The sequence below is a fragment of the Actinosynnema sp. NPDC053489 genome (genome assembly GCF_044544865.1).
GTDB lineage: Bacteria > Actinomycetota > Actinomycetes > Mycobacteriales > Pseudonocardiaceae > Actinosynnema.
In genome coordinates, this window is sequence record NZ_JBITXT010000005.1 from 464,171 (window position 1) to 483,782 (window position 19,612).

A 19,612-nucleotide genomic window follows, 5' to 3' on the forward strand; every position below is an offset into this window, starting at 1 on the left:
GTGCCGACCGCCGGAGTGCCGACCACCGGGGTGCTGTGGCGCAACCGGTCGTTCCTGCTGCTGTGGGCGGGGCAGGGGGTCTCCCTCGTCGGGTCGCAGGTGACGGTCGTGGCGATGCCCCTGGTGGCCGCGTGGACGTTGGGCGCGGGCGCGTGGGGGATCGGGGTGGTGGCCGCGTGCGGGCGGCTGCCGTACCTGGTGTTCGGGCTGCCGGCCGGGGTGTGGGTGGACCGGTTGCCGCGGCGGGTGGTGGCCGGGGTGTGCGCGCTGGGGCAAGCGGTGAGCACGGCGGTCGTGCCGGTCGCCGCCGCGCTGGAGGTGCTGTCGTTGCCGCTGCTGGCCGCCGTCGCGGCGGTGGCGGGGACGTTCGCGGTGTTCGGCGACATCGCCGGGCTCGCGCTGGTGCCGATGGTGGTGCCGCGCGCGGGGCTGACGCGGGCCCAGGGGGCGGTGGAGGTGGGGCAGGCCACGGCGCAGGTCACCGGGCCCGCGCTGGGCGGGTGGCTGGTCGGCGCGGTCACGGCGGCCGGCGCGTTGGCCGTCGACGCGGCCAGCTTCCTCGTCGCCGCGGTGGCGCTGACGTGGGTGCGGGTCGTCGAACGGCCGCGGGCCCGCGCCGGGGTGTGGGCCGGGGTGCGGGCCGTGTTCGGCCACCCGGGGCTGCGGCGGGTCACGCTGTGCACGGCCACGCAGGTGTTCTGGTTCAACGCCTTCACCGTCGTGGTCCTGCTGCACCTGGTGTCGGCGCTGGGGCTGTCCGCGGCCCGCGCCGGGCTCACGCTGTCCGTCGGTGCCGTCGGCGGCCTGGTCGGCGCGCTCGTCGCGGCCCGGCTGGGCGAGCGGTGGGGGCGGCGGCCGACGATGGTCGCCGCGATGGTGGTGACCGGCGCGGGGCAGGCGCTGGTCGCGGTGGACGGGCTGGTGATCGGCGCGGTGGCGGTGATGTGGTTCGCGTTGCAGGTCTACAACGTCCACCAGGTGCCGGTGCGGTACGAGGCGACACCTCCCGCGCTGCACGGGCGGGTGAACGCGACCATCCGCACCGCGGTCTGGGGCACCGCGCCCGCCGGCGCGCTCGTGGGCGGGCTGCTCGGCGACGCGGTGGGCCCGCGGGCGACGCTCGTGGTCAGCGGCCTGGGCGTGGCGGCCGCGTGCCTGTGGCTGGTCCGGGCGCGCGTCGGGTGACCGCGCCGGCCGACGGCGCCGTCCGGTCGCGTCGTCCGATCGCGCCGGCCGCGGCACGCGGGGTGCTCGCCGCGGCCCGCACGTGGCCTTGCGGGGACGTCGTTCACCGACGTCGGGAGGACCGGTCTTCACCAGATCTTGTCGCGCATGGCGGCGCACCTCCCCTCGCCGTGGTCGGGGACCGGGAACAGCGGACCTCGGGGATCACCAGATCTTGTCGCGCACGACGCACCTCGCTCCCGTCTCGACAGGGCCTGCGACCAGCGGTTTCACCAGATCTTGTCGCGCACCGCAATCACCTCCAGTGGGTTGCGTCACCCCGGTAGCGGCTGACATCGGCCCAGGTCACCATTACTGTGACCCTCCGTCCGGACGTCATGACGGTCCGGGGTAGACAGTCGTGAGGAACCATGGGCAGAGCGCGTTCGACGTCGTCGGGCGATCGACGCTGGTCACTATGGTCCCTGCCCGGGCAGGCCCTGGTGTACGTGCTGTCGGTGGATCTGCTCGCGCTCCTGGCGACCGCCGCGAGCACCGCGTGGCCGGTGCCGGCCGACTCGTGGACCCCGTTCGGCGTCCTGCTCGGCTGCGCCGCGCTGCACCTGCACTGCTCCCGCTGGATCGAGCGCATCCGCCGCGACCACAGCCACCTGCCGCACGTCGACCTGTGCAGCATCTGGATCCTGGCCGGCGCGCTGGTGCTGCCGCCCGCGCTCGCCGTCGCCCTCGTCGTGCTGATGTACGCCCACCGCTGGTGGGTGGTCGGCCGCTGGGACGCCTCGCGCCCACCGCACCGCAACGTGTTCACCACGGCGATGATGGTGCTGGCCACGCTCGCCGCGAGCACCGTGGCGGGCCTCACGGGGCTGCGCGAGGGCCTGTGGGCCGGGCGGTCCGGCGGCGCGCTGGACCTGGTCGGCTTCGTCGGCGCGGGCGCGGCGCAGTGGCTGGTCAACACCACCCTGGTCGCGGTCGTGATCCTGCTGACGGTCCGGCCGCGCTCGGTGCGGGACGCCGTGGGCAGCGCCGCCGACAACCTGCTGGAGGCCGGGCAGCTCGCGCTGGGCGGGTTCGTCGCCCTCGCGGTCGCGTGGTGGCCCGGGTACGCGCTGCCCATGGTCGTCGCCGCCGTCGCCCTGCACCGCACCGTGCTCATCCACCAGCTGGAGCTGGCCGCCCGCACCGACGCCAAGACCGGCCTGCTCAACGCCGAGGCGTGGCACCTGCAGGCGACGCTGGAGCTGCAGCGCACGCGCCAGCAGCCGCCCGGCGCGCGCATGGGCCTGTTCATGATCGACGTCGACCACTTCAAGGACATCAACGACACGCACGGCCACCAGACCGGCGACCTGGTGCTGCGGCGCATCGCCGCGGCGCTGGAGTGCGCGGTGCGGCGCGGTGACGCGGTCGGTCGGTTCGGCGGCGAGGAGTTCGCCGTGCTGCTGCCCGGCGTCGACCTCGACGAGGCGGTGGCGATCGCCGAGCGCATGCGCGCGGAGGTGCACCGGGTGCTCGTGGACGACGGCGACGGCGGCGTGGTGGCCGGGCTGACCGTCAGCATCGGCATCGCGGTGTGGCCGGAGGTCGCCGAGGACAGCGTGTCCGGGCTGCTCGCGGCGGCGGACTCCGCGCTGTACGAGGCGAAGCGGCTCGGCCGCGACCAGGTGCAGGCGGCGGGCGCGCACCGGCGCGCGAGGTGGACCCCCGCGGCCCGCTCCGAACGACCCGGCGTGTAACAACCGCGACTACCACGCGCGATCCGCTACAGGTCGGGCCGCCGGTGGCGTAGTTTCCTGCCCGCCACCCCCGACGCGGTGGCCCAGCCTCGGTTGCAAGGGTCGTGAGCCAGTGGACCTCGGTGCCCCGCACGGTATCCGCTTCCGCTTCGGAGCGGGGCTGCTGCGTGCCGTCCTGCTCGACGTGCACGGCAAGCCTCCGGTCGAGGCGCGCGAGGAGCTGACCGCCGAGGCCGGCGCTCGCGACCTGCTGGTCGAGCAGACCCGCGACGGGCACCTCCGCGCCGTGCTGCGGCAGCGGTTCGACCTGCCCGCGCCCGCGCGGTGGCGGTTGGCCGTCGACGCGCCCGCCACCCGCACCGCCGACGGCGTGTCGTTCGCCCTGCCGGACGCGGTGACCCTGCGGGTGTCGGCCTCGTCGCCGTGCGAGGTCGCCGAGGGCGGGGTGTGCGTGCGGCTGCCCGCCGGGGAGTCCGAACTGGACATCAGCGTGATCAGCGAGCCGGTGTTCGAGGTCGGCGACACGGTCGTGGTGTGCCGCCCGGACCAGGTGCTCGAAGCCGCGGTCGTGGTGTCGTGCCTGCCCGCGGACCGCGTCACGCCCGTCGTCGCGCTGCGGCCCGCGGACGCCTCGTCGCACCGCCGCGACGGGCTGGTCGCCGACCTGCTCGACGCGGTGGGCGTGCGGCGCGTGGTGTTCCTGGCCGAACCGGACGAGGAGCTGTTCGGCGGCCTGCCCGAACGGCTGCACCTGCCGTGCGAGGACCCCGTCGGGCTCACCGGGAAGGCGTGGGAGCTGCTGCGCGGCGGCGAACCCGGCCGCACGCTCGACGTCGCACCCGACGCCGACGCGGTGGCCGCCCTGTTCACCGCCCTGCGCGCGGGGGCCGCGCTGCGCGTGGTCGACGACGCGCCGCCCGTGCCGTTCGACGGGCACGACCCCGACGACGGCGACGAGGCCGTGCTGGTCGAGCGCACCGGCGAGGTCGAGGACCTGGTGGCCGCGGCGTACGCGCACCACCGCGGCGCACGGCTGGTGATCACGCCGAGACCGGACCTGGCCGCGGTGGGCGCGGTGGTGGCCGAGGAGCAGGAGCGGGTCACCGCGGCGGCGCGCGCGATCGGCGACGCCGTGAAGGGCATCGGGTTCGTGGAGGCGCTGTGGCGCTACCTGTCCACCGGCGGGCACGACCCCTACGCGGCGGTCGAGGCCGTGGTCACCGCGCAGGTGCCACCCGAGGCCGTCGCCGCCGTCGGCGACCGGCGGCTGACCGCGTTCACCACCGGCCTGCCCTACTCGTTCGTGCGCACCGGCGACGTGAACTGGGCCCGCAAGCCCATCGGGCACGTCGTGGCCGACCCGACGCTGGTCGTGCTCACCGAGCTGCACCGGGCGGGCGCGGCCCGCGAACCCGGCGCGTTCAGCCTCCTGGTCGACGCCGGCCCGGTCCGCGACCCCGGCGCGACCGAGGACCGGCTGTCGGGCACGATCACGCCACCGGGCCACCACACGCACCCGATCGTGCTGTCCGAACGCGACAGCTCGCCGGAGGTGCTGCGCGCCCTCGTCGCGGACCTGCCCGTCGAGCTGGTGTTCTTCAACCACCACGACGCCGACGACGCGATCGTGCTGGGCGGCCACGCGCTGCCCGACGAGGACCTGCCGCTGGAGCTGCGGCACCGGCCGATCGTGTTCAACAACTCGTGCCGGTCGTGGACGCGGCTGGGCCGCGAGTTCCTCCGGGCCGGCGCGCGCGGCTACATCGGCACCCTGTGGACCATCCCGCCCAACCTCGCCGCCGGGTTCGCCCGGACCGTCGTGCGGCGGCTCACCGCCGAGGAGACGCCCGCGGCGCACGCCATCGTCAACACCGGCACGCCCGGCGGCGTCGAGCGGTCCTACCTGTACGTCGGCACGGTCAACGGCCGGCTGGACGAGTGGCGCGACCGGTCCACCACCGACGCCGAGGCCGCGCTGACCGGCTGCGAGCTGCTGGCCGCCGCCGCCCGGGGTCGCGCCGCGCCGCTCGCGCCCGTGCTGCACCGGGAGATCCGCGCGCTGCGCGAGGTGGCCGAGACCGGCGAGGCGACCGACACCCCGGCCTACGCCGCCGTGCTGCTGGCCGAGCTGGAGCTGGAACCCGACGACGTGCGGGCCGCGGCCCTGGTCGAGCGGGTCGACGCGGTGCTGGACGGCCTGGACGTGCCGGAGGACGAGCTGGAGGCGCTGTGGGCGACCCGGTTCGAGCTGGCCGGCGCCCGGGCCGAGCGGCGCGGGGAATACGGGGCCGCGCTCGCGGACTTCGAACGGTGTGTGGGGTTGGGCGACGCGTGCCGCGACCGAGCGGACGTCCTGCTGCGGATGGCGAGGCTGCTGATGCGCGAAGGCAGAACCGACGAGGCCGGACAGGCGGCGCGGCTGGCGTACGAGGAGCACCGCGCCCGCCGCGACCGACCCGGGCAGCTGGAGTCGCTCACCGTGCTGCACGACCTCGGCGACGCCGACCCCGACACGGCCCTCCGCCACGCCGTGGAGGGCCACGACCTGGCCGAGGAGCTGGGCGACCCGGTGCGGCGGGCCGCGTTCAAGCTCGCCGAGTGCGACCGGCTGCGGGAGCGCGGCGACCTCGCCGGCGCGATCGAGGCCGGGTCGCGCGCCGTGGAGCTGTTCCGCGACCTGGGCGACGGTCGCCGGGAGCTGGCCGCGCTGCGCCGGCTCGGCGCGTGCCACCGGGACCGGGGCGACCTGGAGACCGCGCAGCACTACGCCGCCGTGGGCCTGGCCCGCGCCGAGCAGCTCGGCGCGGCGGCCGAGGTGGCGTCGTTCCACGACGACCTGGGCGGCGTGCTGACCGCGCGCGGGGAGCACGGCGAGGCGCTGGGGCACTACCGGCACGCGGTGGAGCAGCTCGTCGCCGGCGGCGCGTGGGAGCGCGGCGCGGAGCTGCTGCCGCACCTGGCCGTCGGCGCGGTGCGCGCGGGCGACCCGGAGGCGCTGTGGACCGCGGCGCTGTCGGGCGGCCTGATCTGCGAGGTCGCGCCGCGCGAGGTGTGGGCGTCGGTCGTGCCGCTGGTCGTCGACTCGCTGAAGCGGGCGATCGAGACCGGGCCGCTGGAGCTGACCCAGCGCGGCATGACCGACTTCGCCAGCGCGGTGACCGCGGGTCGGCGCGAGGACATGCCGTTCCAGGTGGGGCTGCTCGCCGACGCCGTGGTGGTGCTGCTGGCGTGGCTGATGGACCGGGTCGACCCGCACATCCGCGCGTTCGCCCGCGAGCTGGACCGCACCAGCGGCGGCGTGTTCGACCTGGCCGGCTACGTGGCCGTGCCGTACGCCGAACGCGCGCGCGACCCCGGGACGGGCCGGTCGCGGCCTACCAGTGGCGGCCCTCGCTGAGGTCGTCCAGCTCGGGCCGCGACACGTGCGGCACCCGGAAGCGGACCCCGGCGTCCGGCGCGGCGCTCCACAGGCTGAAGTGCACCAGCTCCCAGGAGCGCGGGTCGATCGCCAACGCCGTGCAGTGCAGCGCGGGGTCGTCCTTGAGCCGCGCCAGCTCCGCCAGCGCCCGGTCGATCTCCTCGACCGGGTCGGCGTCGGCGGGCAGCCGCCACGTGCGCTTGGTCGCCTCGGCCGGCGCCTCGGCGGTGCCGCGCTCGAACGCCAGGCCCGCCCAGTGCTGCACGGTCGGCCGGCCGAAGTCGGCGCTCAGGCCCCGGAACCCCGGCCCCCACAGGAAGCTGTTCATGCCCTCGACGGTGCGCCACAGGTAGAACGGCGCGTACTGGTTGACCGGCGAGCCGTCCACGCCGCGTTCCCGCACGCAGTACGCCTTCAGCGCCAGGCCGGGGAACGCGTCGAGCGCCGAACCGCGCGTGGCGACCCGGGTGCGGATGATCCCCATGTCGTAGTCGGCGGGCAGGGTGATCTCGTAGTGCATCGCGTGCATGGTCAATTCCCCGGGTAGGTGGCGGCGGTGTTCGGGTACAGCTCGCGGTAGGCCGCGAGGTGACCCCGCGGCGTGGTGACGGACTCGGCGCCGAGCAGGCCGTGGACCAGCGCGCGGGCGAACACGGCGCGGGCGGCGGCGAGCACCGGGGCCGGGTCGGCGTCGTGCGTGCCGGTCGAGGCGGCGAAGGCCGTGTCGCCGTCGGTGAGGCCGTGCGCCGGGCGGACGGCGGCGGCCAGCCCGTCCTGGGCGGCGTTGGCCAGGGCGAACAGGTGCGGCAGGCGGGCGTTCGTGGCGATCACGCCGATGACGGTGTTGAACGGCTGCCCGTGGCCGGTCATGGCGGCCCGGGCGGCGGCGAGGTCGTCGCCCCGCCCGGTGGTGGGGAACTCTCCGGGCAGGCCGAGGTGCGCGGCGAACGGCAACCCGGTGTCGACGTCGACCGCCGGGCCGACGGCGTTGAGCGCGGCGACCGCCCCGACCACCACCCCGCCGGGCAGCACGGCGCTCGCCGTGCCCAGACCGCCCTTCAGCGCGGCGTTGAGCGCACCCGTGCCCGCGCCGACGTTGCCCCGCGCGAAGTCGACCCGCGCGTCCCGCACGGCCCGCGCCCCGTCGTCCGGTCCGGGCCGGGCGTGGAAGTCGCCGCCCCGGCCGAGGTCGAACAACGCGGCGGCGGGCACGAACGAGCCGACCTCGCGCGCCGCGCCGTCGGCCGCGGCCAACCCGTACGCGCTCCCGCCGGTCAGCACGACGGCGCGCACCTCCCGCCCGCCGTACCGGGGGTCGAGCGCGGCGGTGTCCCGGGTGGCCGGCGCCCCACCGCGGACGTCCACAGTGGACACCGTGCCCGGCGGGAAGAGGACCGCCGTGGTGCCGGTCAACGCGCCGCCGCCGATCCGCGTGGCGTGCCCGACCAGCACCCCCGGGACGTCGGTGATCGCGTTGCGCACGTCCCCCATGCTACGGACGGCCCGGATCGCTAACCGCGCAGCACGCGCGCACCCAGTTCGCGGACCACGGAGACCAGGAGGTCCACGTCCTCCTCGGTCGTGCGCCAGTTCACGATCGCCGGGCGGAAGGCGACCACGCCCCGGTACACGGTGGTGCCCGCGAAGACCCGGCCGTCCTCGACCAGCGCCTCGCCCAACCTGCGGTTGAGGTCGTCGAGCGACTCGGGCGGCACGTCGCGCGGGTGGAAGCGGAAGCAGACGATGAACACGGTGATCGGCGCCAGCAGCTCCAGGTCCGGTGCCTCCTCGACGCGGCGGCCCAGGCGCAGCGCCAGGTCCTGGTGCCGCTCCACCATCGCCCGGTGGCCCTCGCGGCCGTAGGCGCGCAGCGTCGCCCAGATCGGGAACGCCCGCGCCCGCCGCGACGAGTCCGGGCCGCGGGTGTTGTAGTTGACGAACTCCCCGCCCGGTTCCGGCAGGTACGCGCTGTTCCAGCTGCCGAACGCCCGCTCCAGCGCCGGCGCGTCGCGGACGAAGGCCACCCCGCTGTCGTAGGGCACGTTGAGCCACTTGTGGCAGTCCACCGTCACCGAGTCCGCCCGCTCCACCCCGCGCACGTACCCCGCCGTGCGCGGCGACAGGGCGGCGAACAGGCCGAACGCCCCGTCCACGTGCAGCCACGCGTCGTGCCGCCGCGCCAGGTCCGCCAGCTCGTCGATCGGGTCGAAGTCGCCGCCGTTGACCTCGCCCGCGTTGCCGATCACCACCGCCGGACCGGACGAGGCCAGTTCCCGGTCGAGCGCCTCCACGTCCAGCCGGCCCGCGTCGTCGCGGCTCAGCACCCGCACGGAGTCGCGGCCCAGCCCCAGCACCTGCAGCGCCTTGCGGCTGCTCGGGTGCACGTACCCGCTGGAGAACACCGGCATCGCCGGCAACCCGGCCAACCCGTCGGCGGTCACGTCCACGCCGTGCCGGTCCGCCCACCAGTACCGCGCGCACGCCAACCCGGTCAGGTTCGCCGACGTCGCGCTCGACGTCAGCACCCCGCCGAACGAGTCGGGCAGCCCGAACAGCTCCTTCAACCACCGCAGCACCACCGTCTCGGCCTTGGCGGCCAGCGGCGAGGCCAGCCACATGCCGGCCGGCTGGTCCAGCAGCGACGTCACCCAGTCCGCCGCCTGCGCCGCCGGCGTCGCGCCACCCACCACGAAGTGGAAGAAGCGCGGCCCCGACGAGTGCGTGGCGGCCCGCGTCCCGATCCGCAGCAGGTCCGCGACCGCCGCGGTGGTCCCGTCGCCCGCCTCCGGCAACGGCCCGTCCAAGTCCTGCACGAGGTGTGCGTGCGCAGCGTCGCGCACCGGCAGGTGCGGCAACGCTTCCAGGTACGGTGCGGCGGCCCGCGCCACCATGCCCAACGCCTCGACCGCGTCGTCCCGAGCGTTCAGTGGATCACCCATCAGGGCAGGGTAGGCGGTGACGACGCGCCGGGGACAGGTCGCGCGACGGGGGGACCGACGGCGGGTTCGACGCCTCCTTCGGCCTCCGCCGCGCCGAGCCGCCGTTCGGAGCACGCCGGCCGGTCGCGCGGGACGCCCGCCGGTGCCGCGGCCGGGGTCAGCGCGGGTCGTCGCGCTCCCGCCGCACGGTGACCTTGCGGCCCTTGATCGTGGCGCCCCGCAGCGAGGCGATCACCTGCTGCGCCGCCGCGTCCGGCACCTCGACCAGCGAGAACCGGTCGGCGATCTCGATCGCGCCGATGTCGCGGCCGTTGAGCCGCGCCTCGCCCGCGATCGCGCCCACCAGGTCCTGCGGCCGGATGCCCGAGCTGCGGCCCGCGCCCACGAACAACCGCGTCATGCCCGCGGACGGGCGGCGCGGGCGGCGCGGCTCGCGGCGCTCGGCACCGTCCCGGCCGCGGCGCTCGCCGGAACCGGTCCGCGGCACGTACTCCGGGATCTCCTCCTCGTCCGCCGCCGCGCCGGTGGCCTCGTGCGCCAGCTTGACCGCCGCCAGCGCCACCTCCATGACGTCGAACTCGTCGGTCAGCGTCTCCACCACGACCCGGAAGCTCTCGAAGTCGTCCTCCAGCAGGCTCTCGTGCAGCGCCGCGCGGGTCAGCTCCAGCCGGCGCGCCCGCAGGTCGGCGATGGTGGGCACCTTCTCCACCTGGATGCGCTGCTTGGTGACCCGCTCGATGGTCTTGAGCATGCCGTGCTCGCGCGGCTCGGCCAGGGTGATCGCCACGCCCTCGCGGCCCGCCCGCCCGACCCGGCCGATGCGGTGCACGTAGGACTCCGGCGCGGACGGCACGTTGTAGTTGACGACGTGCGTGAGCTGCTCCACGTCCAGGCCGCGGGCCGCCACGTCGGTGGCGACCAGCAGGTCGGCCGTGCCGTTGCGCAGCCGCGCCATCACCCGGTCCCGCTGCTCCTGGCTGATGCCGCCGTGCAGCGACTCCGCCCGGTAGCCCCGGCCGTTCAACGTCTCGGTGAGCTGGTCGACCTCGTCGCGGGTGCGGCAGAACACGATCGCCGCGGTCGGCGCCTCGACGTCGAGCACGCGACCCAGGGCGGCCGGCTTGTGCGCCCGCGGCACGACGTACGCGCTCTGCCGCACGCGCGGCGCCTCGCCCGGCTCGGGCTGCTCGCGGCCGATGGTGATGCGCACCGGGTCGGTCAGGTGCCGGCGGGCCAGGCGGTCGATGCGGCCGGGCATGGTCGCGGAGAACAACACGGTCTGCCGCTGCTCGGGCGTCTCGGCCAGGATCGTGTCCAGGTCCTCGGCGAAGCCCATGTCGAGCATCTCGTCGGCCTCGTCCAGCACGACGACTTCGAGGTGGTCGAGCTTGAGCGTGCCGCGGCTGAGGTGGTCCACGGCGCGGCCCGGCGTGGCCACGACCACGTCCACGCCCTGCTCCAGCACGCGCAGCTGCCGCCCGATGGGCTGGCCGCCGTAGATCGGCAGCACCCGCGCGCCCAGCTCCCGGCCGTACCGGTGCACGGCCTCGGACACCTGCACCGCCAGTTCCCGCGTCGGCACCAGCACGAGCGCGAACGGGGCCCGCTCGGTGCGCTCGCCGCCCGACATGCGCTCCAGCACCGGCAGCGCGAACGCCGCCGTCTTGCCGGTGCCCGTGGCCGCCTGCCCGAGCAGGTCGCGGCCCGCGGCCAGCGGCGGGATGGCCTCCCGCTGGATGGGGGTGGGCTCCTCGTAGCCCAGACCGGACAACGCCCGGAGCAGTTCGGGGCGCAACCCGAGGTCGGCGAAGCTGGTCCGGTCGTCGGGCTCGTCGTTCATGCCCCAAGTCTCGCTGATCGCCCCTGAACCGCTCGGTGAGGGGGTGGCCGGCCGGACCCGGCCGGTGGACGCGACCGGTGACGCGACCGGTGACGCGGCCGGCGGCCGGGCCCGGTCGGGCGGGAGGCGCCGGGCCGGTCCGGTATTCCGCAGTCGTCGGGCCGGCGGAACGCGTCAGCGCGACGCCGCCGGCGCCGACGCGCGATCACGGCGCCCGCGCCGGCGGGCCCGTCCGAAATCACGGCGAATCGGGGTCCGCCCCGGGCGCGCGGCCCGGCGACCCGCGGGACGAAACGGAAATAACGCCGTCACGATGACGTGAAATACTTTTTGATCCGCGGGATCGGAGAAGGCGGCACGCGTGTTCGGGGGCGAACAGGGGCGGAGATTCACCCGCGGGCAACACTGAAGCCCCCCGCTATACCTCTCCTATACTTCGCGATCGGCTTCCCCGGCATGGTCAACTCACCGGTAGCGTGCCGCGAGATCGACACCGAGCGTGAGTGTCCGACCTGGGGGAGTGGTGTGCGTGGCGGTGGACGACCTGGACGGCCACACCGGGCACGACGTGCGGCCGGTCCTGTTCGGCCTCGACGGCGTGTGGTTCGAGATCCGCCTCGGCGCGGCGAACGCGGCCAGGCTGCGCGCCGCGCTCGACCGGTTCGTGCGGGCCGCGCGGCGGACGCCCGGCGCCCCTCCGATGCCGGTGAGCAGCACCGATGCCCACGTGGCGCGGGCCGTTCGCCGGTGGGCGCGCGAGCACGGGTACCGGATCTCCGACCGCGGCCGGCTGTCCGCGATCGTGCTGGACGCCTACGAGCGGGCCCATTCGGGACGGCGGCGCAACCGGGGTGTTCGGGCCACCCCCGATCACCCGAAGCGCCTAGGCGGCGGTGACGGGCGGTAGCCGTCACCGCCGTCGGGGCGAAGTTCGACGATCGCGGTAACAGCAGCCGGGGGTCGGAGCTGACCCGAACGGCGGCATACCGCCACGGCCCGTCCCACGTGGTTCAAATGATATTTCCCCCCATCGAGGCGGGCTGGGCAACATGACAAACGCTTTAGCCGGGGATTTGGGGTTCGGGCCGCCGGCTACAGCGCGCTCTGCGTCGTCTAGAGACTGGGGGTCGTGACCATGCAGGTGCAGATTCTCGGTGCTGTCGCCCTCGCACGTGAGGATCGTCGGATGGGTGTGGCCGCACGTCAGGTCCGCACCCTGCTCGCGCTGCTGGCGCTTTCCCCGGGCACCCCCGTTCCGTTCGACCAGTTGGTCGAGGAATTGTGGGCGGGTAAACAGATGGGAAACGCCCGCAACGCGCTCCAGGCGAATGTGGTGCGGCTGCGCAAACTGCTGGAGCAGTTCGCCGACGTGCCGGGCGACTGCCTGGTCCGCACGGTGAGCAGCGGCTACGTGCTGGACCTGCCCGCCGAGGCGGTGGACGCGCACCTGTTCCGCGACCTGGCCGACCGGGGTTCCGCGCTGGTGCTGCACCGCCCCGGCGAGGCGATCGACTCGCTGGAGCGGGCGCTGCGGCTGTGGCACGGCCCGGCGCTGTTCGACGTGAGCGACGGCCTGCGGTTCCGCATCGAGGCCGCGCGGCTGGACGAGCGCAGGCTCAGCGCCCGCGAGGACCTCATCGCCGCCAAGCTCGCCAACGGCGAGGACCGCGGCGTCGTGTCGGAGCTCAAGCAGCTCGCGGCGGAGTACCCGGAGCGGGAGCGGTTCAGCGAGCAGCTGATGGTCGCGCTGTACCGCAACGGGAGGCAGACGGAGGCGCTGGACGTCTTCCACCACACGCGCAGGCGCCTGGCCAGCGAGCTCGGGTTGGAGCCCGGCCGCGCGATGCGCCGGCTCTACCAGGCGATCCTCGTCCACGACCAGGTACTGCTGTAGGAGGCGAAGTGCTGGAGTTCCGGGTCCTGGGTCCGGTGGAGGCGCACCACGACGGGCAGGAGGTGCCGCTCGACGGGTCCAAACCGCGCACCGTGCTCACGGCGCTGCTGCTCGCCGACAACGGCGCCGTCTCCGACACCCAGATGAGCGATTTCCTGTGGGGGGACCACCCGCCGGCGACGTTCAACGCGCAGATCTACACCTACGTGTCGCGATTGCGGAAAACGCTGCGCGGCGAGGTCGGCATCACCCGCCGGTCCCGCGGCTACGAATTGCGGCTCGGCGAGTGCGCGTTCGACCTGCGGGAGTTCGAGGACCAGGCGGCGCAGGGCCAGACCGCGCTCGCCGCGGGCCGGTACGAGGAAGCGGCCCGGCAGCTGCGCGCGGCGCTGCGGCTGTGGCGCGGGCCCGCGCTGACCGGCGTGTCCGAGCACCTCGCCGACGCCGAGGCGCCGCGGCTGGAGGAGGCGCGGATCGCCGCGCTGGAGAGCCGCATCGAGGCCGACCTGGCGCTGGGCAGGCACGCGCAGCTGCTGCCCGAGCTGACCAGGCTCGTGCACCAGCACCCGTTGCAGGAGCGGTTCCGCGCCCAGCTCATGACCACGTTCTACCGCTGCGACCGGCAGGCCGACGCGCTCGTGCTCTACGAGGAGGGTCGCCGCATGCTCGCCGACGAGCTGGGCATCGACCCCGGCTCGCTGCTGCGCGAGGTGCACCTGGCGATCCTCACCGCGGACCCGGTGCTGGCCTCGCCGCGACGCGTGGCGGTGTAGCGCGGCCGACCGCCGTATAGCCCGCCGCATAGGCCGGATATAGCCCCGAAAAGCATTCTGGGAACCGGTAGGCAGAAACCCGTGTTCCCGGAGGTGCGCAATGACCAGCTCGGTGCAGATCGACGCGGACGGCAAGGCGAAGATCAAGGAGATCGTGTCGGAAATCCTCGAGATCGACCCCGAGGAGATGACCGACACGAGCCTTTTCAAGGAGGACCACGACGCCGACTCGCTCGGCGCCATCGAAATCCTGTCCGCGTTGGAGCGCACCTTCGGCGTCGAGATCGACCAGGCCGAGCTGACCCGGATGGTCAACCTCGAAGGCGTGATCGCCGTCGTCGCCGAAGCCCAGGCCGCCAAGTAACCGCCCGCCGGTCGAGCGGTCCGGCACCGGACTGGGAGGACGCGATGCACGACGGAGGGCGGCAGCCGCGCCGAGTGGTGATCACGGGTCTGGGCGTGGTCACCAGCATCGGCATCGGCGTCACCGAGTTCCTGGCCGGCCTGCGCGAGGGTCGCAGCGGGGTCAAGCCCATCACCTCGTTCGACACCGCGGGCTTCGGCCACGCCAACGGCGCGGAGGTCGCCGACTTCGACCCGGCGGCGTGGCTCAGCCGGGTGGACCCGGAGGAGCTGGGCCGGGCCGCGCAGTTCTCCGCCGCCGCGGCGCGGATGGCCGTCGCGGACGCGGGCCTGGCGCTGGACGAGCTGCGCGGCAAGCGGGTCCTGGTGTCGGTCGGCACGACCGACGCCGAGTCCCGCGACCTGGACAACCTCGTGGCCCAGCAGCTGGAGGACGGCCCGGAGTCGTGGAACCCGGTCGTCGCGCGCCGCTCCACGGCGGGCCGGTTGTCCTCCGCCATCGTGCGGGAGCTGGCGCTCACCGACGTGGAGGCGGTCACCATCCCCACCGCGTGCGCCGCGGGCAACTACGCCATCGGCAACGGCTTCGACGCCATCCGCGAGGGGGAGGTGGAGGTGGCGCTCGTAGGCGGCGCGGACGCGGTGTGCCGCAAGACGTTCACCGGCTTCTACCGCCTGGGCACGATCGCCCCGCAGGTGTGCGCGCCGTTCGACAAGGACCGCAAGGGCATCCTCACCGGCGAGGGCGGCGGCGTCCTGGTGCTGGAGTCGCTGGAGTCCGCGCTGGCCCGCGGCGCCCGGATCTACGCCGAGGTGCTGGGCTACGGCCTCAACTGCGACGCCAACCACCCCGTGGCGCCCGACCGGGACAGCCTGGCCCGGTGCATCGAGCTGGCGCACCGCAACGCGGGCGTCAAGCCCGAGGACGTCGACTTCATCTCCGCGCACGGCACCGGGACCAAGGCCAACGACGTCACCGAGTCCGGCGCGATCCGGCAGGTGTTCGACGCGCCGCCGCCCACCGTGTCGATCAAGTCGATGCTGGGGCACTCGATGGGAGCGGCGTCCGCGCTGGCGTCCGCGGCGTGCGCCCTGGCGATCACCGAGGGCTTCATCCCGCCCACGATCAACCACCGCGAGACCGACCCCGAGGTGGGGTTGGACTGCGTGCCCAACCAGGCGCGGCCGGCCACGCTGGACGTGGTGCAGAACAACGCGCTGGCCTTCGCGGGCAACAACTCGGTGCTGATCCTGGGCCGGTACCGGGACGCGGTGTGATGCGGGGCGGCGGCGGGGTCCGGGCGCTGTTCCTGCACGGCCTGGCGGGCAAGGCGGCCGTGTGGGACGCGCTGGACCTGCCGCCCCGCTTCGCCGCCGCCCGGCCGGAGCTGCCCTGGCACGGGATGGCCGACCCGGCGTGGGCCCACGGGCCAGACCCCGGCCGGTTCGTGGTCGACGTCGCCGGTGGGCACGACGTCGTGGTGGCGCACTCCCTCGGCGCGAACCTGCTGCTGGAGTGCTACGCCGACGGCCGCGTGCCACCGCGCCCCACCGTGCTGGTGTGCCCGTTCTACCGACCGGAGCCCGCCGACTTCGACTGGCCCACGATCTCCTACTACCTCAACGACTTCCACCGCACGTTCACCGAGGCGCTGCGCGTCGGGGAGACCTCCCGCTTCCCCGAGGCCAAGCGCGAGTGGCTGGCCAGGGCGCTGCGCGACCAGGTCGGCCCGTACGGCTGGACGCGGTGGTTCCAGACCTACCTGCGCACCCCGTTCCTGGACCTGTCCCGGGTCGACGCGCCGGTGCTCGTGGTGAGCGGTGTCGACGACGTCGCCGCCCGGCCCGACGACGGGCGCGCCCTGGCGAAGGCCCTGCCGCGCGGCCGGTTCGAGCCGCTGGACGGGTGCGGCCACTTCCCGATGATCGAACAGCCCGACCGCCTCGCGGCCCTGGTCCGCGACTTCTTCGACGAACACCTGGAGCTGACGTGACCACCACGACCGTCTCGCTGCGTCCCCGCTACGAGGGCTCGAACATCTGCACCTGGATCGGCTTCAAGCACGTCAACTACCTGGTCGAGGAAGCGGTGCTGGACCACCTGCGGCAGAGCGGGTTCCCGGCGGGCGCGCTGTACGAGCGGTTCGGGCTGTGCACCGACCTCACCGACCTGGACACCAAGATCCTCACCGCGTTCCACATCGACGACCTCGCGCAGGCCACCGTCACGCGCGTGGCCGGCGACGGGCCCCTCAAGCTCCTCGTCGAGCTGACCGTGCAGCGGGACGGCAAGACCGTGAAGGCGGTCAAGTCGAAGGTGGCGGTGTCGTTCCGGCTGGACCCGCACGGCTTCGACGCCGAGCCGGCACCGGCCGAGCTGCTGCCGCACGTGGTGGACGCCATCGGCGCGCCCGAGGCCGCGGTGCTGGACCGGGTCGGCGCGGTCGAGCCGGTCCGGGTCGGCGACGCCGACCCGCTGGACCTGCTCACCGCGGGCAGGAACGCGTTCGCGTGGGCGTGGCGGATGCCCTACTTCTACTGCCACTTCACCGAGCGGGTGCAGATGTCGGGCTACCTCCGCCAGATGGAGGAGATCCTGGACCTGTTCGTGGAGGACCGGGGCGTGTCGATCAAGAAGCTGCTGGACGAGCAGAACTGGATCCCGGTCGTGCCGCACTCGCGGATCACGTTCCTGGGCGAGGCGCGGATGGAGGAGACGCTCTACACGGTGTTCACCGTGGAGGAGGTCTTCAAGCGGTTCACCTTCACCGCCCGGATGGACTGCTACGCGCTGCGCGACGGCGAGCTGGTGCCGACCGCGACCGGCCGCATCACCCACGGCTGGGCCGTGATCGAGAACCGCAAGGACTGGAGCCTGGTCGACTTCGACGACCGCCTCCTCGGCGCCATCACCGGCAAGGCGGGCTCGCTCAGCGGGCGTGGTGCGTCGTGACCGCGCCCGTCGTGCCCGCGTCCGTCGTGGACGCGCTGGTCATCTCGGCGTGGTCGGCGGTGTCGCCGTTCGGGATGGGCGCGGAGGCGTTCGCCGACGGCGTGCGGGCGGGCGTCCCGGTGCTCGCCCCGGCCCCGGGCGGCCCGTTCGAGCAGGCGGCTCTGGTGCCCGACTTCAGCGCGGCGGGCGCGCTGGGCAAGAAGGGCACCCGCACCATGGACCGCGTCACGGCGCTGGCCGTGAGCACGGTCGGCCGGCTGCTGGAGGAGTGCGGCCCGGCCCTGCTGGAGCACCCCGACCGGGTGGGCGTGGTGCTGGGCACCGGCTCCGGCAGCGTGCAGTCCATCATGGACTTCACCCGCGACGGCCTCACCGGCGAGAAGCCCTACCACGTCGACCCGGCGCTGTTCCCCAACACGGTGATGAACCGGGCCGCCGGGCAGAGCGCCATCTGGCACCGGATCAAGGGCCCCAACACCACCATCGCGGGCGGCGCGCTGACCGGGCTGCTGGCCCTGAACTACGCGGCGCGGCTGCTGCGCGGCGGGCACGCCGACCGGGTGCTGGTCGGCGCGGCCGAGGAGTACTCCGAGCAGCGGGCGTGGCTGGAGTGGCGCGGCAGCGAGGGCGCGGCCGGCCCGCTCGGCGAGGGCGGCGCGGTGTTCCTGCTGGAACGCGAGTCCGGCCGGGCCGGGCGGCCCGTGCTGGCCCGCGTCGTGGCGACCCGGTTCCGGGGCTTCTTCGAGCCCGCCGGCGCGGCCGACGCGCTGCGCGAGTGCGTGCGGGCGGCCCTGACCGAGGCGGGCGCGGACCCGGCGGACGTGGTGGTCGTCTCCACCGACGGCGCGGAGGAGCGGGCCGTCGCCGAGGCGCTGGGCCGCACGCCCGAGTGGCTGCGGTGCGCGCCGCTCGTCGGCGACACGTCCGCGGCGGCGGCGAGCTTCCAGCTCGCGGCGGCGGTCGCGTCCGGCCGGTCGGGCCTCGCGCTGGTGACCGGTGTCGAGCGCGACGGCACCGTCGGCTGCGTCGTGCTGGACCTGCCGTGACCACCGTCCACGTCGACCCGGCGGACCCCGTGTTCGCCGGGCACTACCCGGGCTTCCCGATCCTGCCGGGCCTGTTCGTGCTCGACCACGTCCGGGCCGCGCTGCCCGGTCGCCGGGTCGTGGCGCTGGACCGGGCGAAGTTCGTGCGGCCGGTGTTCCCCGGCGACACGCTGACGGTGGAGACGACCCTGACCGACCAGGAGGACCACGTGCGGTGCGCGGCGACGGTGTCCACGGGCGCGGGCGTGGTGGCGGAGTTCAGGCTGCGGCTGGTGGCGTCGTGACGGGCCCGGCCGGCATCCGCCGGGTCATCCCGCACCGGTTCCCCGTGCTGCTGGTCGACCGGGTGGCCGAAGTGGACCCGGGCAGCGCCATCGTGACGCTGAAGGCGGTCAGCGGCCGGGAGCCGTGCTACGCCGACCTTGACGCCGAGGACGCCTACCCGCTCGGGCTGCTCCTGGAGTCCTGGGCGCAGTCCGCGGTGCTGCTGACCCGCTGGGGCAACCCGAACCCGGACGTCCTGGCGGACAAGGTCGAGCTGATCAGCGGCATCCGCGACGTCGTCGTGCACGGCGAGGTGGTGCCCGGCGACGTGGTGGAGCACCACGTCCGGCTGGTCCGGGAGGTGGCCGACGCGGCGATCCTCGCCGGCCGCAGCCTGGTCGCCGGGCGCGAGGTGCTGGAGGTCGGCTCGTTCACGATGGCACGGCGCAGGGCGGAGGAACTGGCATGAGGCGCGTGGCGCTGGTGACCGGCGGGTCGCGGGGCATCGGGCACCAGGTGGTGGCCCGGCTCGCGCGCGACGGGTTCGACGTGGCGTTCTGCTACCAGTCGAACCGCGACGCCGCCGAGGTGGTGGAGAAGGAGGCCGCCGCGGCCGGCGCGGCGGTGTTCGCCGCGCGGGTGGACGTGGCCGAGAAGGGCGAGGTGGACCGGTTCGTCAAGGACGTCGAACGCGAGCTGGGCCCGCTGCACGCCGTGGTGTCGTGCGCGGGCATCGTCCGCGACAACCCGCTGGTGCTGCTGAAGGAGGACGACTGGCAGCGGGTGCTGCGGGTCAACCTCGACGGCACGTTCCACGTGGCCAAGGCCGCGGTGTTCGCGATGATGAAGCGCAAGGCGGGCTCGGTGGTGACCCTGTCGTCGGTGGCCGGCGTGCACGGCAACGCGACCCAGACGAACTACTCCGCGTCCAAGGCCGGGATCATCGGGTTCAGCAAGGCGCTGGCCAAGGAGGTCGGCAGGTACGGCATCCGCGTCAACGCCGTCGCGCCGGGGTTCATCGACACCGACATGGTCTCCGGTCTCGGCGACGACTTCGCCGCCCGGGTGTCGGCGCAGATCCCGCTGGGCCGGTTCGGCCGGCCGGAGGAGGTGGCCGACCTGGTGTCGTTCCTGGTGTCGGACCGGGCGTCCTACGTCACGGGCCAGGTGTTCGGCGTCGACGGCGGGCTGGTGATCTGAG

Annotated in this window: 18 protein-coding genes; 14 read left to right on the forward strand and 4 right to left on the reverse strand. The window is 74.5% G+C overall.

The genetic code is table 11. The features are described from left to right. From ACIGNX_RS14500 to ACIGNX_RS14510, 3 genes are all read left to right on the forward strand, one after another. Nucleotides 1–1,185 (forward strand): MFS transporter, encoded by a 1,185-nt coding sequence (locus ACIGNX_RS14500; RefSeq protein ID WP_396539993.1) that lies wholly within the window; start codon nucleotides 1–3, stop codon nucleotides 1,183–1,185. 410 nt (nucleotides 1,186–1,595) lie between these two features. Further along, entirely contained in the window at nucleotides 1,596–2,921 is a 1,326-nt protein-coding gene (locus ACIGNX_RS14505) for a diguanylate cyclase (protein ID WP_396539994.1), read from the forward strand. 112 nt (nucleotides 2,922–3,033) lie between these two features. Beyond that, nucleotides 3,034–6,318, forward strand: a complete 3,285-nt coding sequence (locus tag ACIGNX_RS14510; RefSeq protein ID WP_396539996.1) for a hypothetical protein — start codon at nucleotides 3,034–3,036, stop codon at nucleotides 6,316–6,318. Here the strand turns inward: ACIGNX_RS14510 and ACIGNX_RS14515 are convergent. The 4 genes from ACIGNX_RS14515 to ACIGNX_RS14530 form a co-directional block, all read right to left on the reverse strand. Beyond that, nucleotides 6,296–6,868, reverse strand: coding sequence for a DUF4865 family protein (locus ACIGNX_RS14515; RefSeq protein ID WP_396539998.1), 573 nt, complete (start codon nucleotides 6,866–6,868; stop codon nucleotides 6,296–6,298). The two genes, ACIGNX_RS14510 and ACIGNX_RS14515, sit on opposite strands and share 23 nt — an antisense overlap. 2 nt (nucleotides 6,869–6,870) lie before the next feature. After that, nucleotides 6,871–7,821, reverse strand: coding sequence for a P1 family peptidase (locus ACIGNX_RS14520; RefSeq protein ID WP_396540000.1), 951 nt, complete (start codon nucleotides 7,819–7,821; stop codon nucleotides 6,871–6,873). Nucleotides 7,822–7,850: 29 nt separating this feature from the next. After that, entirely contained in the window at nucleotides 7,851–9,278 is a 1,428-nt protein-coding gene (locus ACIGNX_RS14525) for a pyridoxal phosphate-dependent decarboxylase family protein (protein ID WP_396540002.1), read from the reverse strand. Between the two features lie 157 nt (nucleotides 9,279–9,435). After that, entirely contained in the window at nucleotides 9,436–11,118 is a 1,683-nt protein-coding gene (locus ACIGNX_RS14530; RefSeq protein WP_396540004.1) for a DEAD/DEAH box helicase, read from the reverse strand. 529 nt (nucleotides 11,119–11,647) lie between these two features. Between ACIGNX_RS14530 and ACIGNX_RS14535 the strand changes: the two genes are divergently transcribed. The 11 genes from ACIGNX_RS14535 (at nucleotide 11,648) to fabG (ending at nucleotide 19,611) form a co-directional block, all read left to right on the forward strand. Next, entirely contained in the window at nucleotides 11,648–12,025 is a 378-nt protein-coding gene (locus tag ACIGNX_RS14535) for a histone-like nucleoid-structuring protein Lsr2 (RefSeq protein ID WP_396540006.1), read from the forward strand. Nucleotides 12,026–12,304: 279 nt separating this feature from the next. Next, the gene (locus tag ACIGNX_RS14540; protein WP_396540008.1) at nucleotides 12,305–13,012 is read left to right on the forward strand and encodes a BTAD domain-containing putative transcriptional regulator; all 708 of its coding nucleotides are present in this window, start codon (nucleotides 12,305–12,307) and stop codon (nucleotides 13,010–13,012) included. An 8-nt stretch (nucleotides 13,013–13,020) separates the two neighbouring features. After that, entirely contained in the window at nucleotides 13,021–13,785 is a 765-nt protein-coding gene (locus ACIGNX_RS14545; RefSeq protein WP_396540010.1) for a BTAD domain-containing putative transcriptional regulator, read from the forward strand. Between the two features lie 100 nt (nucleotides 13,786–13,885). Further along, the gene (locus ACIGNX_RS14550; protein ID WP_360447794.1) at nucleotides 13,886–14,149 is read left to right on the forward strand and encodes an acyl carrier protein; all 264 of its coding nucleotides are present in this window, start codon (nucleotides 13,886–13,888) and stop codon (nucleotides 14,147–14,149) included. 44 nt (nucleotides 14,150–14,193) lie between these two features. Beyond that, a complete protein-coding gene (locus ACIGNX_RS14555; RefSeq protein ID WP_396540012.1) occupies nucleotides 14,194–15,426 on the forward strand; it encodes a beta-ketoacyl-[acyl-carrier-protein] synthase family protein in 1,233 nt (410 codons plus the stop codon). Beyond that, entirely contained in the window at nucleotides 15,426–16,142 is a 717-nt protein-coding gene (locus ACIGNX_RS14560; RefSeq protein WP_396540014.1) for an alpha/beta fold hydrolase, read from the forward strand. The genes ACIGNX_RS14555 and ACIGNX_RS14560 overlap by 1 nt, the downstream gene beginning before the upstream one ends. Beyond that, complete coding sequence (locus tag ACIGNX_RS14565) at nucleotides 16,139–17,101, forward strand: acyl-CoA thioesterase (protein WP_396540016.1); 963 nt, start codon at nucleotides 16,139–16,141, stop codon at nucleotides 17,099–17,101. The genes ACIGNX_RS14560 and ACIGNX_RS14565 overlap by 4 nt, the downstream gene beginning before the upstream one ends. After that, the gene (locus ACIGNX_RS14570; RefSeq protein WP_396540018.1) at nucleotides 17,098–18,147 is read left to right on the forward strand and encodes a beta-ketoacyl synthase N-terminal-like domain-containing protein; all 1,050 of its coding nucleotides are present in this window, start codon (nucleotides 17,098–17,100) and stop codon (nucleotides 18,145–18,147) included. The genes ACIGNX_RS14565 and ACIGNX_RS14570 overlap by 4 nt, the downstream gene beginning before the upstream one ends. After that, nucleotides 18,144–18,431: a hypothetical protein gene (locus tag ACIGNX_RS14575; RefSeq protein WP_396540020.1), complete on the forward strand. Its 288-nt coding sequence runs from the start codon at nucleotides 18,144–18,146 to the stop codon at nucleotides 18,429–18,431. Before ACIGNX_RS14570 ends, ACIGNX_RS14575 begins: the two co-directional genes overlap by 4 nt. Beyond that, nucleotides 18,428–18,880: a 3-hydroxyacyl-ACP dehydratase FabZ family protein gene (locus tag ACIGNX_RS14580; protein WP_396540022.1), complete on the forward strand. Its 453-nt coding sequence runs from the start codon at nucleotides 18,428–18,430 to the stop codon at nucleotides 18,878–18,880. Before ACIGNX_RS14575 ends, ACIGNX_RS14580 begins: the two co-directional genes overlap by 4 nt. Beyond that, nucleotides 18,877–19,611, forward strand: a complete 735-nt coding sequence (gene fabG, locus ACIGNX_RS14585) for a 3-oxoacyl-[acyl-carrier-protein] reductase (RefSeq protein WP_396540024.1) — start codon at nucleotides 18,877–18,879, stop codon at nucleotides 19,609–19,611. Before ACIGNX_RS14580 ends, fabG begins: the two co-directional genes overlap by 4 nt. Nucleotide 19,612: the final 1 nt, after the last annotated feature.